General features: G+C 68.8%; 18 protein-coding genes. 12 read left to right on the top strand and 6 right to left on the bottom strand.

The window, feature by feature from the left end:
- The first annotated feature begins 422 nt into the window (after nt 1-422).
- Both ACIHAO_RS09105 and ACIHAO_RS09100 read left to right on the top strand, forming a co-directional pair.
- Nucleotides 423-1,220, top strand: a complete 798-nt coding sequence (locus tag ACIHAO_RS09105; RefSeq protein WP_396556038.1) for an alpha/beta fold hydrolase — start codon at nt 423-425, stop codon at nt 1,218-1,220.
- Nucleotides 1,220-1,987: an SDR family oxidoreductase gene (locus ACIHAO_RS09100; RefSeq protein ID WP_396556036.1), complete on the top strand. Its 768-nt coding sequence runs from the start codon at nt 1,220-1,222 to the stop codon at nt 1,985-1,987. The genes ACIHAO_RS09105 and ACIHAO_RS09100 overlap by 1 nt, the downstream gene beginning before the upstream one ends.
- Here the strand turns inward: ACIHAO_RS09100 and ACIHAO_RS09095 are convergent.
- Nucleotides 1,926-3,524: a transposase gene (locus ACIHAO_RS09095; RefSeq protein ID WP_396556034.1), complete on the bottom strand. Its 1,599-nt coding sequence runs from the start codon at nt 3,522-3,524 to the stop codon at nt 1,926-1,928. The genes ACIHAO_RS09100 and ACIHAO_RS09095 overlap by 62 nt on opposite strands.
- A gap of 143 nt (nt 3,525-3,667) precedes the next feature.
- Between ACIHAO_RS09095 and ACIHAO_RS09090 the strand changes: the two genes are divergently transcribed.
- From ACIHAO_RS09090 to ACIHAO_RS09065, 6 genes are all read left to right on the top strand, one after another.
- A complete protein-coding gene (locus ACIHAO_RS09090; protein WP_396556032.1) occupies nt 3,668-6,265 on the top strand; it encodes a bifunctional FO biosynthesis protein CofGH in 2,598 nt (865 codons plus the stop codon).
- Between the two features lie 151 nt (nt 6,266-6,416).
- Complete coding sequence (locus ACIHAO_RS09085; protein WP_396556030.1) at nt 6,417-7,268, top strand: arpA protein; 852 nt, start codon at nt 6,417-6,419, stop codon at nt 7,266-7,268.
- Nucleotides 7,269-7,289: 21 nt separating this feature from the next.
- Nucleotides 7,290-8,132, top strand: coding sequence for a class I SAM-dependent methyltransferase (locus ACIHAO_RS09080; RefSeq protein WP_396556066.1), 843 nt, complete (start codon nt 7,290-7,292; stop codon nt 8,130-8,132).
- The gene (locus tag ACIHAO_RS09075) at nt 8,129-9,910 is read left to right on the top strand and encodes a choline/carnitine O-acyltransferase (protein ID WP_396556028.1); all 1,782 of its coding nucleotides are present in this window, start codon (nt 8,129-8,131) and stop codon (nt 9,908-9,910) included. The genes ACIHAO_RS09080 and ACIHAO_RS09075 overlap by 4 nt, the downstream gene beginning before the upstream one ends.
- Nucleotides 9,911-10,190: 280 nt before the next feature.
- Nucleotides 10,191-10,880: a winged helix-turn-helix domain-containing protein gene (locus tag ACIHAO_RS09070; RefSeq protein ID WP_396556026.1), complete on the top strand. Its 690-nt coding sequence runs from the start codon at nt 10,191-10,193 to the stop codon at nt 10,878-10,880.
- Nucleotides 10,877-12,346 carry a sensor histidine kinase gene (locus ACIHAO_RS09065; RefSeq protein ID WP_396556024.1) on the top strand — a complete coding sequence of 490 codons (1,470 nt, stop codon included), beginning with the start codon at nt 10,877-10,879 and terminating at the stop codon, nt 12,344-12,346. Before ACIHAO_RS09070 ends, ACIHAO_RS09065 begins: the two co-directional genes overlap by 4 nt.
- On the opposite strand, the gene ACIHAO_RS09060 is transcribed toward ACIHAO_RS09065, so the two are convergent.
- The 3 genes from ACIHAO_RS09060 to ACIHAO_RS09050 all read right to left on the bottom strand — a co-directional run bounded on the left by ACIHAO_RS09060 (nt 12,312) and on the right by ACIHAO_RS09050 (nt 15,241).
- The gene (locus ACIHAO_RS09060) at nt 12,312-13,385 is read right to left on the bottom strand and encodes a hypothetical protein (protein ID WP_396556022.1); all 1,074 of its coding nucleotides are present in this window, start codon (nt 13,383-13,385) and stop codon (nt 12,312-12,314) included. The genes ACIHAO_RS09065 and ACIHAO_RS09060 overlap by 35 nt on opposite strands.
- Nucleotides 13,386-13,451: 66 nt before the next feature.
- Nucleotides 13,452-13,889 carry a hypothetical protein gene (locus ACIHAO_RS09055; protein ID WP_396556020.1) on the bottom strand — a complete coding sequence of 146 codons (438 nt, stop codon included), beginning with the start codon at nt 13,887-13,889 and terminating at the stop codon, nt 13,452-13,454.
- A 14-nt stretch (nt 13,890-13,903) separates the two neighbouring features.
- Nucleotides 13,904-15,241, bottom strand: coding sequence for an LVIVD repeat-containing protein (locus tag ACIHAO_RS09050; RefSeq protein WP_396556018.1), 1,338 nt, complete (start codon nt 15,239-15,241; stop codon nt 13,904-13,906).
- A 100-nt stretch (nt 15,242-15,341) separates the two neighbouring features.
- Here ACIHAO_RS09050 and ACIHAO_RS09045 point away from each other — a divergent pair, with 100 nt between their 5' ends.
- Nucleotides 15,342-16,784, top strand: a complete 1,443-nt coding sequence (locus ACIHAO_RS09045; protein WP_396556016.1) for an ABC transporter substrate-binding protein — start codon at nt 15,342-15,344, stop codon at nt 16,782-16,784.
- On the opposite strand, the gene ACIHAO_RS09040 is transcribed toward ACIHAO_RS09045, so the two are convergent.
- Nucleotides 16,764-17,663 (bottom strand): LysR family transcriptional regulator, encoded by a 900-nt coding sequence (locus ACIHAO_RS09040; RefSeq protein WP_396556014.1) that lies wholly within the window; start codon nt 17,661-17,663, stop codon nt 16,764-16,766. The two genes, ACIHAO_RS09045 and ACIHAO_RS09040, sit on opposite strands and share 21 nt — an antisense overlap.
- 71 nt (nt 17,664-17,734) lie before the next feature.
- Between ACIHAO_RS09040 and ACIHAO_RS09035 the strand changes: the two genes are divergently transcribed.
- Complete coding sequence (locus tag ACIHAO_RS09035; protein WP_396556012.1) at nt 17,735-18,769, top strand: SDR family oxidoreductase; 1,035 nt, start codon at nt 17,735-17,737, stop codon at nt 18,767-18,769.
- Between the two features lie 30 nt (nt 18,770-18,799).
- On the opposite strand, the gene ACIHAO_RS09030 is transcribed toward ACIHAO_RS09035, so the two are convergent.
- Nucleotides 18,800-19,540 carry an SDR family oxidoreductase gene (locus ACIHAO_RS09030; RefSeq protein WP_396556010.1) on the bottom strand — a complete coding sequence of 247 codons (741 nt, stop codon included), beginning with the start codon at nt 19,538-19,540 and terminating at the stop codon, nt 18,800-18,802.
- Nucleotides 19,541-19,761: 221 nt separating this feature from the next.
- Here ACIHAO_RS09030 and ACIHAO_RS09025 point away from each other — a divergent pair, with 221 nt between their 5' ends.
- Nucleotides 19,762-20,169 carry a DUF1508 domain-containing protein gene (locus ACIHAO_RS09025; RefSeq protein ID WP_396556008.1) on the top strand — a complete coding sequence of 136 codons (408 nt, stop codon included), beginning with the start codon at nt 19,762-19,764 and terminating at the stop codon, nt 20,167-20,169.
- 157 nt (nt 20,170-20,326) lie between these two features.
- Entirely contained in the window at nt 20,327-21,415 is a 1,089-nt protein-coding gene (locus tag ACIHAO_RS09020; protein WP_396556006.1) for a substrate-binding domain-containing protein, read from the top strand.
- Nucleotides 21,416-21,497 lie beyond the last annotated feature (82 nt).

The following is a 21,497-nucleotide window of genomic DNA, read 5'->3' as shown; positions in this document are numbered from 1 at the left end:
GGAACCTCAAACGAGGTTCAAATACATAAGCTCTACTGGCTTAGTTCACTAGCACACTGTTGAGTTCTCAAGCAACACACCCCGAATCGCACCACAGTCACGCGGCCTTATCCGAAGCAGTCATTCCTAGCAGTTTTTGGTGAGACACCCACTCAATCACCTAGAGGTGAGAGCTTGGTTCGTGTCCCGCGGCCACCCGGTTTCCCTGGCGACTTGGAGAACTTTACATGGCCGGAAACCCCTCAAAACAGGGGGGTACCTTAACGACATTTACGCAGGTCAGAGGCAGGAAATGGGCCCGTGCCGGTCGATCACCCGGTGATCGACCTCGGGGCACCCAGGTGAACACCGGCGAAGAAACATTGCTCCGAGTACATTGCACCGTATTGAACTCTTGGATTGCTCCGATTAGCGTCGGGCTCATGAGCACTGCGGAACTCGACGGCATCTCCGTCGCCTACGACGACCTCGGCAGCGGGTTGCCCGTCGTCCTCGTCCACGGCCACCCCTTCAATCGTTCGATGTGGCGTCCCCAGGCCGAGCGCTTCAGCCGGGAGGGCTACCGGGTCATCACGGCGGACCTCCGCGGGTACGGCGAGACCACGGTCGTCCCGGGCAAGACCGGTCTCGACGTCTTCGCCGCCGACATCGTGCGCCTCGCGGATCACCTCGGTCTCGGGCGCTTCGTGCTCGGCGGCCTCTCCATGGGCGGGCAGATCGTCATGGAGTTCCACCGCACCTACCCCGACCGCGTCGCCGGGCTCCTGCTCGCCGACACCTCTCCTCAAGAAGAGACAGAGGAAGGCCGGCGCGTCCGCAACGAGATGGCGGACCGGGTGCTCGCCGAGGGGCTCGACCCCTATGCGGAGGAGGTCCTGACGAAGATGGTCTCCCCGGAGAACGTCCGCACGATGCCGGACGTGGCGGCGCACGTCCTGGGGATGATGCGCACGACGCCCAAGGAAGGAGCGGCGGCCGCGCTCAGGGGCAGGGCCGAGCGCCCGGACTACCGGGACAGCCTCACCCAGGTGCGGGTGCCGAGCCTCGTCGTGGTCGGGACCGAGGACGAGTTCACGCCGGTCTCGGACGCCGAGCTCATGCACGACCTCATCCCCGGCTCCACCCTGGCGGTGATCGAAGGCGCCGCCCACATGCCTAACCTGGAGCGCGAGGCCGAGTTCAACACCGTGTTCGCCCAGTTCCTGAAAGAGACCGCGTGATGCCCTCCAGCTCCCAGAAGACCGTTTTCGTGACCGGTGCCAGCGCCGGGTTCGGCGTCGAGATCGTCCGCCGGTTCGCCGCCGACGGCGCCAAGGTCGTCGCGGCCGCGCGTAGTAAGGACCGGCTCGACAAGCTGGCCGGCGAGCTGGGCGAGAACGTCCTCCCCTTCGAGCTCGACGTCCGGGACGCCGACGCGGTGGCCGCGCTTCCCGGCACGCTGCCCGCCGAGTTCGCCCAGGTCGACCTGCTGGTCAACAACGCCGGCCTCGCGAAGGGCCTCGAGCCCGCACACCGCGCGAAGCTCGACGACTGGGACCAGATGATCGACACGAACATCAAGGGGCTCGCGCACCTCACCCGCGCGTTACTGCCCGGGATGGTCGAGCGCGGCCGCGGGCACGTGATCAACATCGGTTCGGTGGCGGGCTCCTACCCGTACCCCGGTGGCAACGCCTACGGGGCGACCAAGGCGTTCGTGCACCAGTTCAGCCTCAACCTGCGCGCGGACCTGCAGGGCACCGGCGTGCGGGTGACCAATGTCGAGCCCGGATTGGTCGGCGGGACGGAGTTCTCCGTCGTCCGGTTCGAGGGCGACCAGAGCAAGGCCGACAACGTCTACAAGGGCACGACGCCGCTGACGGCCGCCGATGTGGCCGAGTCCGTCTTCTGGGCGGCTTCGCAGCCGGAGCACGTGAACATCAACGTCATCGAGTTGATGCCGGTGGTGCAGAGCTTCTCCGCGCTGCATATCCATCGGGAGAGCTGAGCCCGAAGAGGTCGAAGAGCGCCTGCTGTTCCGGGCTCCGCTCGGTCAGCAGGCGCCGGGTCCGCGGGCGGCCGCCGGTGGACGGGTAGCGCAGCACCATCTCCCCTATCCCCGCGAGACTGTCCATCAGCTCGCGGACCGACAGGTTCATCCCGGCGCGGTCGGCCTCGCGCCGCATGAGGTGCGTGACCGTGGACGCGAGCACCGTGACCAGCGTGTGCACCGCGATCCGGTGCGGGGTCCAGTCCCAGCGCGGGGCCGGGGCGGTGACGGCGGGGCCGGTCAGCCAGCGGAACGTCGAGTCGAGATGGGTCCGGGCCCGATACGCGGTGACGACCTCGGACACCGGCCAGTCGTGGTCGGTGACCAGCACCTGTTTGCCGAAGAACTCGTCGTGCAGCCGCGACACGGCGGCGTCGTCGACCTTCCAGGTCAGCCGGATCTCCCCCGGCTTCGTCCCCGTCAAGGACGGGGAGAGCACCCGTTCGACGCGGCGGCCGCGGGTGATCCGCGCGATTTCGGCGTTCACCTGGCTCCGGTCGCCGCGGTACGTGCCCGCGGCCAGTGCGGCGTCGAGGCCGGCGAGTTCGCGCGTCGCGGTGCTCAGTTCCTCGCCGAACGCGCGGGCCTGCGCGTTGTGCAGGGTCTCCGAATGGGTCAGGATCACGCGCCGCCGGACGCCCGCGACCACGGCTCTAGTGTCGAGAGCGGTCAGCCCGGCGAAGCGCTCCGGATCGACAGGCTTGCGCGCGGACGGCGGTTTCGCCAGCAGCTCCGGATGCTCCGAGAGCGGGAGCGCGCCGACGAAATGCCGTCCGAGGTCCAGTTGCGCGGCCTGGCCGGCGGTGAAGATCAGCGTGACGGGGTACAGCGAGCGGAGATCCTCGGCGAGCGCGGCGAACGGCGGCGCCCCTGCCCTCGGATACACGTGCGACGCCAGCGGGATCGCGCCGTCCTTGGTCACCACGAGGCCGAGGCCGGCGAGTTCGCAGCGGCAGGGCTCGGCGGTGGTGAAGGTGGCGAACTGCGGCACGTCGACGGCGAGCGCGGCGTTCCCCGTCCCCAGCCAGGCGAGCACCGCTTCGGCGACCGTGGTCTCGATCCGCGCGATCCGCTCCGGGGTGAGCCGTTGCAGCGCGCGGCGATGATTCGGCAGGTCCGCTTGGAGGAATTCGCGCGCGACACCGTCCTCCCACCAGGTGTCGAGGTCCGTGTCCGGCGCTGTCGCCCGGTGCAGGACGGCGAGCGCGAGATGCGTCCCCAGTGTGGTCGCGGCGCGCTGGGCTCCGACGGCTTCGTCGACCCGGCGCACGAAGTCGAGCCGTCGCAGAGTGGCCCACACCGCCGCGACGTCGCCGAAGGTCCGGTGACGCGCTTCGCCGGGGGCGGAGACGTCGCCGTCCATCGCGCGCCCGATCTCCTCGGCCGTGCCGAGGTAGCGCTGCGACACGACCCTGGGCTCGCCGTCGACCCGCGCGGAGGTGACGAGGTAGTAGTACGTCCGCCCGCCGACCTTCTTGCCGATCACCGAAGCCACACTTTAGGTAATACACTCGCATCCCCTGATCGGCAACCGAGATCATGCTCTGACCAGCGGGAACAGTGACCACACCCACGTGGGTGACGCGGTGGCGGGATGCACACTGGCAGGTGGAGCGAGTCCGGCCATAGCGTGCGGGAATGGCATCCCCTGCTGACGCGAACGCCCCCACCACCTCGGCGATGCGCCGGGCGCTCGCCAGGGCGCGCGACGGGAAGACCCTCGACCTCACCGAGGCCTCGATCCTGCTCCAGGCGCGCGGCGACGACCTCAAGACGCTGTCCGGGCACGCCTCCCGGATCCGTGACGCCGGACTCGTCGCGGCGGGCCGCCCCGGCGTGGTCACCTACAGCCGTTCGGTGTTCATCCCGCTGACCCGGTTGTGCCGGGACCGGTGTGGTTACTGCACCTTCGCGACCGTCCCCGGCCGGGTCGAGTCGCCGTTCCTCTCCCCTGACGAGGTCCTCGACATCGCCCGCAAGGGTGCCGCGATGGGGGTCAAGGAAGCGCTGTTCACCCTCGGCGACCGTCCGGAGGACCGCTGGAAGGCGGCGAAGGACTGGCTCGACGCGCACGGCTACGACGACACGCTGTCCTACGTCCGGGCGATGGCGATCCGGGTGCTGGAGGAGACCGGCGTCCTGCCGCACCTCAATCCCGGTGTGCTGACCTGGCAGGACTTCCAGCGGCTGAAGCCGGTTTCGGCGTCGATGGGCATGATGCTGGAGACGACGGCGAAGCGGCTGTACACCGAGAAGGGCGGCCCGCACTACGGCTCGCCCGACAAGGACCCCGACGTGCGCCTGCGGGTGCTGGAGGACGCCGGCCGCAGTTCGGTGCCGTTCACCACGGGCATCCTGATCGGCATCGGCGAGAACTTCGAGGAACGCGCCGATTCGCTGTTCGCGATCCGCAAGGTCGCGAAGACCTACGGCGGCATCCAGGAAGTGATCGTCCAGAACTTCCGTGCGAAGCCGGACACCAAGATGCGCGCGACCCCGGACGCCGATCTCGAGGAACTCGCCGCGACCATCGCCGTCGCGCGGCTCGTGCTCGGCCCGAAGATGCGCATCCAGGCGCCGCCGAACCTGATCGGCCAGCAGTACGAACTGATGCTGAACGCCGGGATCGACGACTGGGGCGGCGTCTCCCCGCTCACCCCCGACCACGTGAACCCCGAACGCGCGTGGCCGCAGATCGACGAGCTCAAACGCCGCACCGAGGCACTCGGCTTCACCGTGCGCGAGCGGCTCCCGATCTACCCGGAGTACGTCAAGACCGGCGAACCGTGGCTCGACCCGCGGATGAACGCGCATCTCGCGCCGCTGACCGACGCCGAGACCGGGCTCGCGATCGAAGAGGCCATCCCGGTGGGCATCCCGTGGCAGGAGCCGGACGGCGGCTGGAAGGAAGCCGGGCGCACCGATCTGCACGTCGAGGTCGACACGATCGGGCGCACGGAAGACCGGCGCAGCGACTTCGACTCGGTCTACGGCGACTGGGCCGAGATCAAGGGCAACATCAAGACCGCGCCGCAGCGGTTCGACCTCGACGTCCGGGATGCCTTGCGCAGCGCGGAAAAGAACCCCTCCGGACTGTCGGACGACGAGGCGCTGGCGCTGCTGCACGCCGACGGCCCGGAGCTCGACGCCTTCACCAAGATCGCCGACGACCTGCGGCGAGAGGTGAACGGCGACGACGTCACCTTCGTCGTCACGCGGAACATCAACTTCACCAACGTCTGCTACACCGGCTGCCGGTTCTGCGCCTTCGCCCAGCGGCGCACCGACGCCGACGCGTACACGCTTTCGCTGGAGCAGGTCGGCGACCGGGTCGACGAGGCGTGGGCCGCGGGCGCGACCGAGATCTGCATGCAGGGCGGCATCCACCCGGATCTGCCGGGGACCGCGTACTTCGACCTCGCGGCCGAGGTGAAACGCCGTCAGCCGGACATCCACCTGCACTCGTACTCACCGATGGAGGTCGTCAACGGCGCTTCGCGGACCAACCTCTCGATCGAGGACTGGCTGGCGCGCGCGAAGGAAGCCGGCGTCGACTCGCTGCCGGGCACGGCCGCGGAGATCCTCGACGACGACGTCCGCTGGGTGCTGACGAAGGGCAAGCTGCCGACGTCGGAATGGATCAACGTCGTCACCACCGCGCACAAACTCGGCATCACCACGACGTCGACGATGATGTACGGCCACGTCGACACCCCGGCGCACTGGGTCGGGCATCTGAAGCTGCTGGCGAAACTGCAGCGGGAAGGCCTGGAGCGCAACGGGCGGCGCGGGTTCAGCGAATTCGTGCTGCTGCCGTTCATCCACCAGAGTTCTCCGATCTACCTCGCCGGGCTCGCCAGGGCCGGGACGACGCTGCGCGAGAACCGCGCGGTGCACGCGCTGGCCCGGCTGCTGCTGCACGGGACGATCGACAACATCCAGAGTTCCTGGGTGAAACTCGGTGAAGAGGGCAGCCGCGCCGTGCTCCAGGGCGGGGTCAACGACATCGGCGGGACGCTGATGGAGGAGACGATCAGCCGGATGGCGGGGGCGGCCAACGGGTCGTACAAGACGATCAGCGACATGCGCGCGATGGTCGAACCGCTGGGCCGTCCGCTGCGGCAGCGGACCACCGAGTACGGCACGCCGACGCCGGAGCGGATCGCCGCGGCCCAGGCGTCCGACGGCGTCGCGACAGCGGTGCGGCGGCCGCTTCTGCCGCTTGTCACCAGCTGACGAAAGCTCCATGACGGCCCCCTTATCCGCGTACGAACGCGGACAAGGGGGCCGTCACGTTCCGTGTGGCACCGCTCACAAGGCGCGGGGGTCGTGGGCGTTTTCTGTGCTAAACCCGAGAATCACTTCCGGGCCAGCCGAGAGGACGTCGATGACCGCGAGTGCAGTCCAGGTGGCCGACACCGCCCGCTATCCGTTGTCCGCACCGGGAAGCCCGGCATGGCGCGAAATCGTTTCCCGAACACGCGCCGAACTACGGGAAACGGGCTGCTGTGTGTTGGCCGACTTCATCCGTCCGGAGTTGCGTGACGCCCTTCGCCACGAAGGCGCGGAAATCGCTCCGGAGGCGTACGCGAAGGTCGAACGCGTCAACGCCTACAACATCGCCATCGACACTCCCTTGCCGGAGGACCATCCCGGCCGCACGATCATGGAACGCGGCAACGCCTTCGTGGCGCGCGACCGGATCCCGGCGACCGCGATCATCCAGCAGCTGTACGCGAGCAGCGAGTTCCAGCGGTTCGTCGCCGACTGCTTCGAACTCCCCGAACTGCACGAACTCGCCGATCCCTTGGCAGGCCTGGTGCTCAACGTGATCGAACCGGGCCGCTCGCATCCGTGGCATTTCGACACCAACGAGTACACCGTCAGCATGCTCACGCAGGAGGCGGCCGAGGGCGGTGTCTTCGAATATTGCCCGAACATCCGCTCCGAAACGGCGGAGAACTTCGACGACGTCCGTGCCGTGCTGGCGGGCGAAGGGGATCACCTGATCCGACGGCTCACTCTGCGTCCCGGCGATCTTCAGCTGTTTCGCGGACGCTTCGCGCTGCACCGGGTGAGTAGTGTTCAAGGGGCAGTCGCCCGCCATTCCGCGATCTTCGCGTACAGCGAGCGTCCTGGGGTCATCGGCAGTCCGGAGCGGACGAGACAGCTGTTCGGCCGGGTCCTGTCGGAACACGTCGCTTCCGCGGCGGTCCGGGGCGATCAGCTGCTCGACTAAGTCAGGAGCTTGGCCGTGCCATTGGATTCGACCGGCAAGATCTCTTTCGATCACATCTATACCGAGCCCGATCCTCGTGCGTTCTTCGGCACCTTGCGCAGACTGGACTACTCCATCCCACAGCAGGCGAAGGCCTACTTCGCGAAACTGATCGACGAATACCGGGCGGAGACCGACGTCAAGGTCCCGACGGTGCTCGACCTCGGCTGTTCCTACGGCGTCAACGCGGCGCTGCACCGCTGTGACACGTCGATGGAGCGGCTGTACGACCACTACCGGGACGGCGAAGCGCTGAGCCGGGACGAACTGATCGCGCGCGATCGGCGGATGGTCGAGAAGCTCGCCGTGAGCGACCAGGTCCGCTTCATCGGCCTCGACGCCTCCGCGCCCGCGTTGGACTACGCGCTCGCCGCGGGCTTCATCGACGACGCGATCCACGCGGATCTGGAGAGCGAAGACCCGACAGAGGAGCAGCGCGCGCTGCTGGCCGAAGTCGACATCGTCATCTCGACCGGCTGCGTCGGCTACGTCACCGAGAAGACCCTCGTCCGGATCGCGCGGGAGAACCGGCCGTGGATGGCGCATTTCGTGCTGCGGATGTTCTCCTACGCGTCGGTCGCCGAAAGCCTCGCCGAGCTGGAGTACGACACGACCGGGGCCGACGGCGTCTTCCGGCAGCGAAGGTTCGCCTCGGCCGAGGAGCGCACGCAGATCCTGGACAATCTGTCCGTCGCGGGTGTCGACCCGCGTGGGCTGGAGTCCGACGGCCGGCTGTACGCGCGGCTGTTCGTCTCACGCCCGGACGGTGCGGCGGGCGAACTCGCCTCCGCGCTGAACGCCCTTCCCCTTCGAGATCAAGGATGATCGTGAGCAGTCCGGAACCGTCCACCCGCACGTTCGGCAACGAGGAGGTCCTGCCGAGGGTCCCCGTCCCCGGCCTGGAGGACACCTGCCGCCGGTTTCTCGAGTGGTGCTCGCCGCTGCTCACCCCCGGCGAGCTCGCGGAGACCGAAGGCGCCGTCGCCGAGTTCCTCGCGGAAGGAAGCCCGGCGCACGAACTGCAGAGCGCGCTCGAAGCCTTCGACAAGCGGGAGGGCGTCCGCAGCTGGCTCGACACCTTCTGGCCGTACCGCTACCTCGGGCGCCGCGACCGGATCGCGCTCAACGCGAACTTCTTCTTCCTGTTCACCGAATCCCCGCTGGGACAGCTGGAACGCGCGGCCGAACTGGCGGCGTCGGCGGTGGACTACAAGCTGAAGCTGGACGAGGAACTGGTGCCGCCGATCCTGCTGCGCGGGCAGCCGCAGTCGATGGTGCAGCACAAGTACCTGTTCTCGGCGACGCGGATCCCCGGCGCCGTGCAGGACACCGCGCGCACGCCGTACCGCGAGGACTGGCCGGGGCCGTCGAGGGCGCGGCACGTCGTGGTGTTCCACCGCGGCACCCCGTTCCGGATGGACGTCATCGCCCCCGACGGCCGCCCGTACTCGCCCGAACAGCTGGTCGCGGGGCTGCAGGTGATCGTCAAGTCGGGCAACTTCGTCGAAGACCCGCAGACCTCGGCCGGGCATTTCACCACCAAGGCGAGGGCGGAGTGGGCGGCGACGAGGGAAGCGCTGCTCGCCGGCGGGAACGCGGCCGCGCTCGACGACATCGAGACGGCGTTGTTCTGCCTGTGTCTGGAGGACTTCGCGCCGGCGAACACGCAGGAGGCGTGCGACAACCTGCTGCACGGCGACAGCGGGAACCGCTGGTTCGACAAGGCCGTGTCGCTGATCGTGTTCGAGGACGGCACGGCGGGGATCAACGTCGAGCACTGCGAACTGGACGGGACCACGATCCTCGGGTTCACCGACGCGCTGCTGAGCGGAACACGACTGGAGCGGCCACCCGCCGACGGCGTCCCGGCGTCCGAGGTCATCGAGTTCGTTTTGGGTGACGCGCTGCGTGAGGACGCCCGTGCCGCGGCGGTCGCCTTCGCCGAGTACGCCGACGCGACCGCTACGAAGACGGTGTCCTTCACCGACTTCGGCGCGAAGCGGGCGAAGGAGCTGGGGATGTCCCCCGACGCCTTCGCGCAGATGGCGTACCAGCTCGCGCACAAGCGGGCGAAGGGAATCACCGGCGCGACGTACGAGTCGATCGCGACGCGGCAGTACCAGAACGGGCGCACCGAAGCGATGCGAGTCGTGACGCCCGAGGTGCAGTGGTTCGTCCGGGTGATGGACGATCCGCAGGCCGACCGGCAGACACGTCAGGCGGCTTTCCGCGCGGCGGCCGCGAAGCACGTCACGCGGGCGAAGGAATGCCAGGCGGGCGACGCACCGGAGCAGCACCTGTGGGAGCTGCAACTGATCCAGAAACGGCGTGGCGTCGAGGACTCCCCGTCGCTGTATTCGTCGCCGGGCTGGCTGAAGATGCGCAACGACTACCTGAGCACCAGCTCGGCGCCGTCGGTGAACATCCGGTACTTCGGCTTCGGGTCGACCAGCCCGCAGTGCATCGGCGTCGCGTACGTGCTGCTGCCGGACTCGCTGAATCTGTACCTGTGCACGCCGAAGCACGTGGCGCACGAGATGGAGCTGTTCGCGACGGAACTCGACGCCGCCATCCGTGAACTGCAGGAGTTGCTCGCCTCTTGAGTGAGTGAGGCCTGTGATGGGCCGAAGGCGTCCTTCACCGCATCGGATGCGGTGAAGGACGCCTTCGGCCCAGGGCGCGGTCGTGGGGCGATCGAACCGGGCGTGAGCCCGCAGACAGTCCAAGCTCAAAAACTGAGGTTGCCGAACAAGCCCCTCGGATACGACAGTCAACCAGGGTTTGTGACGAGACGGCACGGCTCTGCGACGGTTCCGCCCCGGATCCGGGCCAGTGCGACAGAGCGCCCTTACGATCGGTGAGCCTTTCGATCTTGGGGGAACCATGGCTCGCATCCTGCTCGTCGAGGACGACGGAGCACTGGCCGAAGCGCTCACGCTCGCGCTGAAGGTGCTCGGGCACGACGTCGTGGCCGCGCCGACCGGGGAGCGGGCACTGGAGGCGCTGTTCACCGACCGGCTCGAACTCGATTTCGTCCTGCTCGACGTCATGCTGCCCGGGATGGACGGCTTCGAGGTGTGCCGCCGGATCCGCGCACGGAGCCGGTTGCCGTTGGTTCTGCTGACCGCCCGCGGCGACCCGATCGACATCGTCGCCGGGCTGGAATGCGGCGCCGACGACTACGTGGTCAAACCCGCCGAACCCCGGGTGATCGACGCGCGGATCAAGGCGATCGGCAGGCGTGCCGTCACCGCTCCCGGGCCGTCGGCAGGCCGGTTGCGGGTGGGACGGCTGGAGATCGACGCGGCCGCGATGAGCGTGACCCGCGACGGCGTCGAACTGGCGCTGACCGCGACCGAGATCCGGCTGCTCGTCGAGTTCGCCGAACATCCCAACCAGGTACTGAGCAGGCAGACACTGCTGAAACGGGTGTGGGACTACGGCTACGTCGGTGACTCGCGGATCGTCGACGCGGCGGTCGCGCGGCTGCGCGCGAAGATCGAGGACGATCCGGCTGATCCCGTGGTGCTGAAGACCGTGCGCGGACTCGGCTACCGGTTGGTGAGCGCATGAGGTTCGGACTCCGCGCCAGGGTGACCGCGGCGGTCGTGGCGGTGACCACGACGGCGACGATCGTGATGGCCTTCAGCGCGGCCGAAATCCAGGAGGACGACGCGTTCGACCGGTTCACGGCCGCGGCGAAGACGTCGTTCGGGGCGATGTTCGGGCAGGCCTGGCCCCATCTCGAACAGTTCATGGCTGGCTCGCCACCAGCCTTGGAGATGTTCTCCCAGGGAATGGACAAAGCGGCGGCGGACTGGATGCTCGTCACGAGTCACCCCCAACGGACGAACGACGACTTCAGGGCTCCCGAAGGACCGCCCGAAGTCGTCGAGTCCTCATCGCAAAGCCACGACTGGACGACGGGCGCCGAGAACGCGAACCCGCCCGACAGGCGAGCCGCGTTGGAAACGGTGAAGGACGTGGTCCTGCTGCGGACCACGGGACCGGAAAAGCTGCTGTCGGCGACCACGACCGATCCGCTGACCGGCCACCGGCTCCTCGTGGTGAGCGCGAACTTCGTCGCGTACTGGGTCGTGCAGTTCTTCGACCTCACCACGTTCGACCAGGATCTGGCGGCCCAGCGGTGGAAGCTGGGGTGGATCGCACTCGGCGTCACCGTCCTCGGCGTGGCGGCCGCGGTCTTCGCCGCGGGCCGGATCCGGCGGCCGGTGCTCCGAGTCGCCTCCGCCGCCCGCGACCTGGGCGGCGGCGCCTTCGACGTGCGCGTCCCGGTGAAGGGTCGCGACGAGCTCGCCGACCTCGCCACGTCGTTCAACACGATGGCCGATCGGGTCGGCACGGCGATCGAGGAGCTGCGCGCCAAAGATCGCCAGCAGCAACGCTTCGTCGCCGATGTCGCGCACGACCTGCGGACGCCGCTCGCGTCGATGGTCGCCACCGTCGACACCCTCGACGACGTCAGCCCCGAGGTCCGGACCCGGGCGAGCGAGCTGCTCGGCGCGCAGGCCCGGCGGCTGGCGCGACTGGTCGAAGATCTGATGGAGATCTCGCGGTTCGACGCGGGTTCGGCGGACCTGCGCCCCGAACTCGTCGACCTGCCCGCACTGGTCGAGGACGCGATCGAGGTGAGCGTGCCGGGAACTGCCGTGCAGGTGACGAGCGCCGGCGACACGACCGTGTCCGCTGATCCGCGCCGCGTCCACACCATCGTGTGCAACCTGCTGGTCAACGCCGAACGGTACGGCCGGACCCCGATCACGGTGTCCCTGGAAGGCCTTTCCGGCACGGTGACCATCCGAGTCGCCGACTCCGGGCCGGGGATTCCCGAGGAGTTGCGCCCGATCCTGTTCGACCGGTTCGTGCGCGGCGATCACGCGCGGCAGGCGACCGAAGGCAGCGGACTGGGGCTGTCCATCGCCCGCGAGAACGCGCTGATTCACGGTGGGGAGATCACCGTGCACAACGACGGCGGCGCCGTGTTCACCGTGTGTCTTCCACGAGAGTCACCAGAGTGAGCCACCGTGGCGCGTAGCCGTCGAAGTACGGCATCGGGACGTGCGTGAGGATCAGGAACACCGCGGTCAGCACGCCTGCCTGGGACAGCTTCAGCTCGCGGTGACCGAGCCGGTGCCACACCACCAGGACGAAGTTCGTGACCAGCAGGAATCCCCAGCGAGCGTCGTCCCAGCCGCCGAACGCGAGCAGCAACGGTGCCCCGATCGCGGCGACGGGCACCGCCGCGGCGAGCGTCGGACGGTGCAGGAACAGGAAGCCGCCGATCACCACGACCGCGATCGGCACCAGATAGAGCAGCACGGCGGTGATCGAGTACAGCCGCCAGCTCTCGGCCTGCGTGCGTCCGAACAGGTCCAGCGCGTCGGCACGGTAGGGAAAGTCCGCTGTGGACAGTGACCGCCGGAGTCCTTCGACAGCGCCGGGAGCGGCTGGTGGCAGCGCCAGGATCCCCAGTCCGAGCAGGGCGCCGGGAGCGAGCAGCGCGCACGCGCGCCGAAACGGGAACTTCCGCAGCAGTGCGAAACCGAAGATCGGCAGCACGGTGAGCAGCGCGATCTCATGCACCGTCGGCGAAAGCGCCATCACCGCGCTCGCGAGCACCGGCCTGTCACGATGCAGGGCCCACAGTGCGCCGAACAGCAGGAGATACAGCATCTGGTCCAGGTAGCCGACCTCATGGAAGAGGTAGCCACCGGTCGGCAGCAGGAGCCAGGCGACGATCAGCGACCGCCGGCTTTCGGTGCGGCTGTGAAAGAAGGCGAGCGCCACGGCCGCCAGCACCGCGCCGAGGACGGCGTAACCGGCGACCGCGAAGACCGAGTAGTCGTTTCCGAACGGCTTCAGGAGCGTGCCCACGAGGAAACGCCGGTGGAAGCCGTCGGTCAGGGAGACCGCCTGCAGGGTCGCCGCCCACTCCCCCGGCAATCGGAACCCGGTGTATCCGGCGACGAGGACGGCGATCCCGAACAGCGCGGTGACGCTTCGCCGCGGGGTCTTCCCAGGGACGGGCACCGGGGCCCGGCCGAGCAAGGTGGTCATGGCGCCAAGCTAGAAACGGATCATGTCACCACCATGACCGCTGATCACCGGCTTCGCACGGCTCTGTCACATCGTCGTCGACGTCAGGAACGCCTGTTCGGAGCCGTCGACCACGAACGCCGTCCGCGACTTGGTGGTCGTGGGCAGCGCGCAGGAGAGCCACTTCACGCCGGACGGCAGGAGCGCCTTCAGCTGTTCCGGCGCCGCCGGGGCCCCGGCGTGACACTTGAGATCGCTGATCACCTTCGACACGGCTTCGAGCCGGAGCTTCACCAGCGCGGACAGCCGGAGGTCGGACGGTCCGGGCGCCTCGATCCGGCCTTCGGAGACGCCCATCCGCTCCTCCACCCAGTGTGCCTCGACGATCTCTCCGATGTCCGGGAAGTCCTCGGCGACCGGCGCCGTATCGGTTTGGACGACCATTTTCGGCGGCGGTTCCGGGGCACAGGCCGCGATCAGGACGATCGCGGCCAGGCTCCCCAAGGTCTTCCCCATGGTGCGCATGGGGACATCTTCGCTCAGACGGTGAGCTTCAGGATGTCGATTCCGCGAGTGTTGTCGGCGACATAGACGTAACCCTTGTGCCAGTACGGCGCCCACGCGCTGGCGTCCGCCGGGCGGAAGTAGGCGATCTGCTTCGGGTCCGTCGGGTCGCTGACGTCGAGGAAGCGCGTGCCCTGCCCGTAGAACGACTGCACGAGGACCTTGCCGCGGATGTCGAAGTAGTGCGCGGAGCAGTCGCCCGACGCCGGGTCGCTGCCTTCCTGACCGGCGACGCTCCAGGTGCCGACGGACTCGAGGCGGAACGGCTTCTCCGGCGTCGAACGCCAGCCCTCGCCGTTGTACGAGTTCTTCAGCGACGAGATCGTCAGCACGCCGTCACCGGCGCAGCCGTCGAGGAAGCTCTCTTCGGTGGCGTAGATGAGGTCGCGGCCGCGCCAGCGGTTCGAGTCGGCACCGTCGGCCGAGCGGTGTCCCGCCGGGTGGAAGCTGTTGTGCATGAACTTCGACGGCGCCGCCGTCTCCTCGATCCCGCCGCCCGCGTAGGGCACCGGGTCGAACGCCGTCGCGCGGCGGACCTTGCCCTGGACGGGGTCGCGGTGGAAGCCGTTGGTCCAGTAACCGCGGACGCCGCCTCGTCCCGACACCCACGCCACGCCCTCGTCGTCGACCTGGACGTCGTGCACGTAGTCGGTCTTGCCGTCGTTGCGCGCGAGTTCGATCGGGTTCGGGAACGTCTTGGGGTTGCGCGGATCGCGGATGTCGGTCACCCAGATCGGGCGGCCACCCCAGTCGGCGGGCTGGTTCGCGGCCTTCGCGGGACCGCCGGTCCAGAGGTAGCGGCAGTCGTCGACGCAGCTGGTCGTATGGCCGGCGGGCACCTTGGTGTAGCTCAGGATGGCCGGTTTGTCCGGGTTCTTGAGGTCGATGATGTAGATGCCGGACTCGCCGGTCTGCGTGGTGCCGCCGTAGGCCCGCGGGTCCCGCGCGAGGAAGACGAGCTTGCGCTTGACGTCGACCTCGGTGTCTTCGGTCTCCCAGAGGCCAGGCAGGCTGACCTCGCCGATCAGCTTCGGCGCCGTGGGATTCTTCGTGAGGTCGTAAACCTTCAAGCCGAATTCGCCGGAAACCGCCATGACGTCGCGCTTGCCGTACTGCAGGAAACCCATCGCGATGGCGCCTTGCGCGTCGGGCACGTTGCCGACGGCCTTGACGTTCTTCACCGCGCCGGGCGCACCCGCGACCCGGACCTTCTCGCTGGCCGGTTTGTCCTCTTCGCCGCATGCGGCGGCGGGCAGGCCGGTGGCGATCAAGGTCGCGGTGACCGTGGCGAGCGCCAGGCACGAACGGAGCAACCAGTTTCCTCGCACAGGAACCTCCCAGGCCGGTCCCTTCACCATAAGATCACCACTTTGCCCGCACAACCACCGATGGTCGGTGCCGGACTGCTATGACATGACCATGCGCTTGCGTCTTCTGGCCCCGCTCCTCGCCGCCGCACTGGCCGCGGCGGGCTGCACGGAATCCGGCGAACCGCCCGCACCGGACGTTCTTCGCGTGGGCTTGGCCGCCCCGGCGACCCTCCTGCCCGCCGACATCCGCGACCAGCCCGGACGCATGCTCGCCGGCGCGCTGTGGACGCCGCTCTCCGATTACGACCCCGCGACGGGAAAGCTGATGCCGCGCGCGGCGGAATCGGTCACCAGCGCCGACCGGATCACCTGGACGGTCAAGCTCAAGGACGGCGGGAAGTTCCACGACGGCACGCCGGTGACCGCTCAGTCCTATGTGGACACCTGGCGGGCGATCGGCTCGGAGCGGTGGCAGGCGTCGCGCGTGGTCAAGGACCTGCTGCGGGCCAAGGAGATCGCCGCGCCGGATCCGCTGACCATCCGGCTCGTGCTCGACCGGCCGTCCGGGCAGGTCCCGGCGCTGCTCTCGTCGCCCGCGCTCGTCCCGCTGCCCGCGTCGGTGCTGAAGTCGCGCGATTGGCCGGGGTTCGCGCAGCGGCCGGTCGGCAACGGGCCGTTCCGGCTGGACGGCGCCTGGCAGCCGTCCGGCGGCAAGCTGATCCGCGTCACGGACGCGCCGGGCAAGGCGCGCGTGATCGAGCTGAAGACCGGCGACGCGGCGGCGCAGTACGACGAGGTCAAGGCCGGGAAGCTCGACCTCTCCACGTTCGTCCCCGGTGATCGCCACGAGGCCATGCACGCGGATTTCGCGCAGCGGCACGTGATGTGGGCGCTGCCGACCGCCGCCTACCTCGGGTTTCCCTTGACCGCGAAGCATTTCTCCGACGCGACGGTGCGGCACGGCTTCGCGCTCGGGATCGACCGCGCCGCACTGGAGGCCGGCGCTCTCGGCAAACAGGTGGACCCGGCGAAGTCGCTCCTGCCGCCCGCCGTCGCCCCCGGTGAACGCAGCAGCACCTGCCGCCCCTGCACCTTCGACGCCGGAGCCGGGAAGTCCCTGTTGACGCAGGCGGAGTTCCCGACCACGCCCGTCCACTTCGGACAGTCGCAGGCGAGCTGGCTGCGCCCGCTGGCGGACCAGGTCGGCGCGGCCGTCGGTGTCCCGCTCGCCGCAGAGCCCGGTGAGGGGCCGTTCGCGATCGACGTGGCCCTGATGACGCCGAGCCCGCAGGAGACGCTGGCCGAGATCGTGAAGGCCACCGGGTACTCCAGCGAAGGGTTCGCCGACCTGCTCAAATCGGCCGAGGAGACCGACTCCGCCGAAAGCGGCGAGGTCTACCGGCTGGTGGAGAACCAGTTGCTGCGGGATCTCCCGGTCGCGCCGCTGTGGTCCGGGCACGGGCACGCCGTCTGGGCGGACCGGGTCGGTGAGGTGAAGGCGACGCCGTTCGGCGGCGTGGACCTGTCAGGCGTTTCGCTGCGGTGAGCCGAGCGTGCACTCCCCCGCGACGACGTCGATGAAAGCCGAGGTCAACGGGTCGGGCGCGCTGCGGCAGTAGGCGGCGAGCGTGCGCCGGATCGCCGGTTCCGGCCGCAGGACACGGCCGGGGAAACCTTCGGGCAGCACGTTGGCCGGGACCAGCGCGGGACCGAGACCCGCCGCCGCGAGCACCGGCGCCGCCGCGGTCTGTTCGGTCCGGACCGCGGCCCTCGGCTGGAATCCCGCCGCGGCACACGCCTGGTCGACGAGGTCGGCAAGGCCGTTGCCCGGCGCGTAGTGCACCCACGCGCAGTCGGCGAGGGTCGCCAGGTCGACGACGCCGGAGCCGTCGTCCTCGCGCGGCCCGTCGATCGGCAGGACCACGACGAACTCCTCGGTGCCGAGTTCGCGGACCGGTCCGTCCCAGCCCGGCGGGACCGGGCCGACGGCGACGTCGGCCTCCCCCGCCGCCATCGCCTCCCGGAGTTCGTCCGCGTGCCGGAACTCCACCAGGCGGACGTCGACGTCCGGCCGCTCCCTGCGCCACACCCGCAACGCCGCGGGAAGGACGCCGAGACCGACCGAATAGACCGTGGCGATCTGCAATTCCCCGGCTTCCAGCCCGGACGCCTGCCGGGCCGCGCACCGCGCGCGTTCGGCGTCGGCGAGGGTGGCGCGGGCGTGCGGCAGCATGGCCCGCCCCATCGGGGTGAGCCGGACGCTGCGCGGCAACCGTTCGAGCAACGGCCCCCCGACGCCCTTCTCCAACGCGCGCATCTGATGCGACAGCGCGGGCTGTGTCACGTGCAGCAACTCCGCGGCCCGGGTGAAGGAGCCGGTGTCGACGACGGTCACCAGGTACTCGAGTTGCCGCAGGCTGGTCATGAAGAGAGTTTATCGGAGTGGTGATATCTATGCCTTGGACTTATCTCCGTGGTGAGTCCAGGGTTGAGGACATGAACGAAGAACGCAAGGTCGCCCTGGTCGCCGGGGCCAACGGGGTCATCGGCAAGAACCTGATCGAACACCTGGAGACCCTGCCGGGCTGGCGCGTCATCGGCCTGTCACGACGCGGCGGCCCCGGCCAGATCGCCGTCGACCTGCTCGACGCGGACGACACTCGCGCGAAGCTCGGCGGCCTGGACGACGTCACGCACGTGTTCTACGCGGCCTATGTCGACAAGCCGACCTGGGCCGAACTGGTCGCGCCGAACCTGGCGATGCTGACCAACCTCGTCGACGCGATCGAGCCCGCCGCGCTCACGCTGCGCCACGTCAGCCTCATGCAGGGCTACAAGGTCTACGGCGCCCACCTCGGCCCGTTCAAGACCCCGGCACGCGAAGACGACGCGGGCCATATGCCGCCCGAGTTCAATGTGGACCAGCAGGACTTCCTGGAACGCCGTCAGGCCGGGAAATCCTGGACGTGGTCGGCGATCCGGCCGTCGGTGGTCGGCGGCACCGCGCTGGGCAACCCGATGAACCTGGCGCTGGCCATCGCCGTCTACGCCTCGATCTCGAAGGAACTCGGCCTGCCGCTGCGCTTCCCGGGCAAACCCGGCGCGTACGACAGTCTTTTGGAGATGACCGACGCCGGTCTGCTGGCGAAGGCCACCGTCTGGGCCACCGGCTCGGAGAACGAGGCGTACAACATCGCGAACGGCGACCTGTTCCGGTGGAGCGACCTCTGGCCGCGGATCGCGCGGTACTTCGACCTGGAGGTGGCGCCGCCGCTGCCGATGTCGCTCGACGTCGTCATGGCGGACAAGGAGGAACTCTGGACGTCGATCGCCGCGAAGTACGGCCTCGAGGTGCCCTACAGCGCGGTCTCGTCGTCGTGGGCGTTCGCGGACTTCGTGTTCGGCTGGGACTACGACATGTTCGCGGACGGCTCGAAGGCCCGGCGGGCCGGTTTTCACGAGTACGCCGAGACTTCGGCGATGTTCTTCCGGCTGTTCGACGACTTCCGGAAGGCGAAGGTGATCCCCTGACTCGCGTGGTCCGCAAACCGGGCCGGAAACCTAACCCCGTCCGATGTACGGCATCGCGGTCGCCGTGACGGTCAGGAAGCCGACGTTCGCGTCCAGCGGCAGCCCGGCCATGTACAGCACGGCGTCCGCGACGTGCCGGGCGTCGAAGGTCGGCTCGACCTTCACGCTGCCGTCGGCCTGCGGGATCCCGTTCGCCATCCGCAGCGTCATCTCGGTGGCGGCGTTGCCGATGTCGATCTGTCCACAAGCGACGTTCCAGGCCCGGCCGTCGAGCGAGATCGACTTCGTCAGCCCGGTGACCGCGTGTTTCGTCGCGGTGTAGGCGACGGACGCGGGGCGCGGGGCGTGCGCGGAGATCGAGCCGTTGTTGATGATCCGGCCGCCGCGCGGATCCTGCGCCTTCATCAGCCGCACGGCCTGCTGCGCGCACAGGAACATCCCGGTCAGGTTGGTGTCGACGGCGCGTTTCCAGTCCGCGAAGGACAGTTCGTCGACGGTCCCGCCCACCGACACACCCGCGTTGTTCACCAGGAGATCCAGCCGCCCCCATTCCGCGCGGACCGTCTCGAACAACGCGGCGACGGAATCGGGGTCAGCGACGTCGGTGGGCACGGGGAGCGCGTTCGTGTCGCCGCCGGCGGTCTCGGCCAGCGCGTCCCCGCGCCGTCCCGCGAGTGCGACACGGTAGCCGGCGCCGAGTAACGCTCGGGAGATTTCCCTGCCGAGCCCGGAACCCGCTCCGGTGACGACCGCCGTCTTGCCGTTGCCCATCGATCCTCCTCGCGGACCGTGCCGGAGCGAACCGGCTCGGTCATGGTTTTCCGATTACCCGCGTCCGTTCAGGCTAGCGCGCCACCGCCAACGGAAAACGTTCACCCGGCGGCCGTCGCCCCTTAAGGAAAACCGGTAACCCCTTCACCACATCGCGGCGATTCACCGGATGTGCCCAGGGGGAATTCACACCGTTCACTTCGTCGCCGGAGCGGTGAACAGTGACGAAGAATCCACGTTTCCAGCTGGTCCAGACCGGTGAACGGACCATCCGATGGCGACTGCTCGGCGGCAACAACGTGTCGCTGGGTTCGGCACCCGCCGACTATCCACGCGCCGAAGAATGCCTCGCCGCCATCACCTGGCTCAGCGCCAACATCACCACGCTGACCAGCGATTTCAGTCACCTCAGCGGCGGCCGCTGGCGCTGGCGCCTGCATACGGAGGAAGGCATCGTCGCGATCGCCAGCCACGCCTACGGGCGGCGAATCGAGGCGCAACGCGGCCTCGACCGATTCCGGTCGGCCACCACCGAAGCGTCCATCGGCGAAGGGATCGAGACCATAACCGATTGGCGCCGGAAATACCGCCGTGATTCCGACGGATATTCACCGAATCGTTCTCGGTGACGGCCGATCACGGAAAGTGCGTTACCCGGACATTAACCACCAGGACGTCGGGCGGGAACGCGGAGCACCGCCGCCGGACAGTGTTGCGGAGCGAGGATTGGCAGCAAGTCACGGAATCCCGTGACGACTTGGGGACTAGAGAAAGAGTGCAAACAAGATGCGTGCTCGTACCACTCGGTTTCTCGGCGCCACCGCGATCGCCGCGTGCGCCTGCCTCACCCTGACCGGCACCGCCTCGGCGGTCGCCCCGGCCAACGGCCTCGGTGAGGTCATCGCCGCGGCGGGCTCGGACACCACCGTCGACATCACCGGTGCGATCCTGGCCAACGCGAACGGCGGCGCCTGGAACAGCGACCCCGACAACTTCGTCAACGTGCCGCCGCTGCTGTCCGGCACCCAGACGTTCACCGTCCCGGCCGACCCGTTCGCCGACGAGGTCGTCTACAGCGCCGGCAACCCCGCCCCGAACGGTTCGTCGCAGGGCAAGACCGCGCTGAAGGCCTCGGCCGAAGCGGGCGACGGCAAGATCGACATCGCGCGGTCGTCCTCGGCCCGCGGCTCGGCCGACCCCGCCACCTTCGAGTACTTCGCCTTCGCCACCGACGGTGTCACCTGGGCCTCCTCGGCCACCGGTTCGGGCGCGGGCCTGAGCCTGACGCTGGCGCAGCTGCGCGGCATCTACAACGGCTCCATCACCAACTGGAACCAGGTCGGCGGCGCCAACTCCCCCATCGCGGTTTACCTGCCGCAGACCGGTTCCGGCACGCTGAGCTTCTTCACCGGCACCGTCCTCGGCTTCGACCCGACCACCAAACCGGTCACCATCAAGCGGTTCCAGGAGCACGACGGCAACTCCATCCCCGTCGCCGACCGCGGCAAGGCCATCGCGCCGTTCTCCATCGCGCAGTGGATCGCGCAGGGCAACACGGTCGTCGCGGACAAGCGGGCGGGCTTCACCGTCAACCCGCTGACCGGAGCGGGCTTCAACGGTTCCCCGGTCTCCGGTTCCGCCGGCAACTACACCCCGGCGTTCACCACCGCGTTCCTGGGTTCGCGCAGTGTCTACAACATCGTCGACTCCCGCACCCCCAGCTACGACCAGGCCAAGCGCGCCGTCGGCTTCGACGACGGTGACTCGGCTTCGACCGCCAGCCCGCTGTGCGGCGGCCAGCTCGCCGCCACGATCCAGCGGTACGGCTTCCTGACCGTGTCGGGCCCGAACGGCCTGTCCTGCGTCAAGTCCTGACCCCCTCCTAGCGCGTGAAGGCCCCCTTCCCTCGGCTGAGCCGAGGGAAGGGGGCCTTCCCGCGCGAAAGGGTGTTACTGTG

This window comes from Amycolatopsis sp. NPDC052450 (assembly GCF_044547565.1).
In the GTDB taxonomy this organism is placed as follows: Bacteria; Actinomycetota; Actinomycetes; order Mycobacteriales; family Pseudonocardiaceae; genus Amycolatopsis.
The sequence above is the reverse complement of the archived record's forward strand: the minus strand, read 5'-3'. Positions and strand labels throughout refer to the sequence as shown.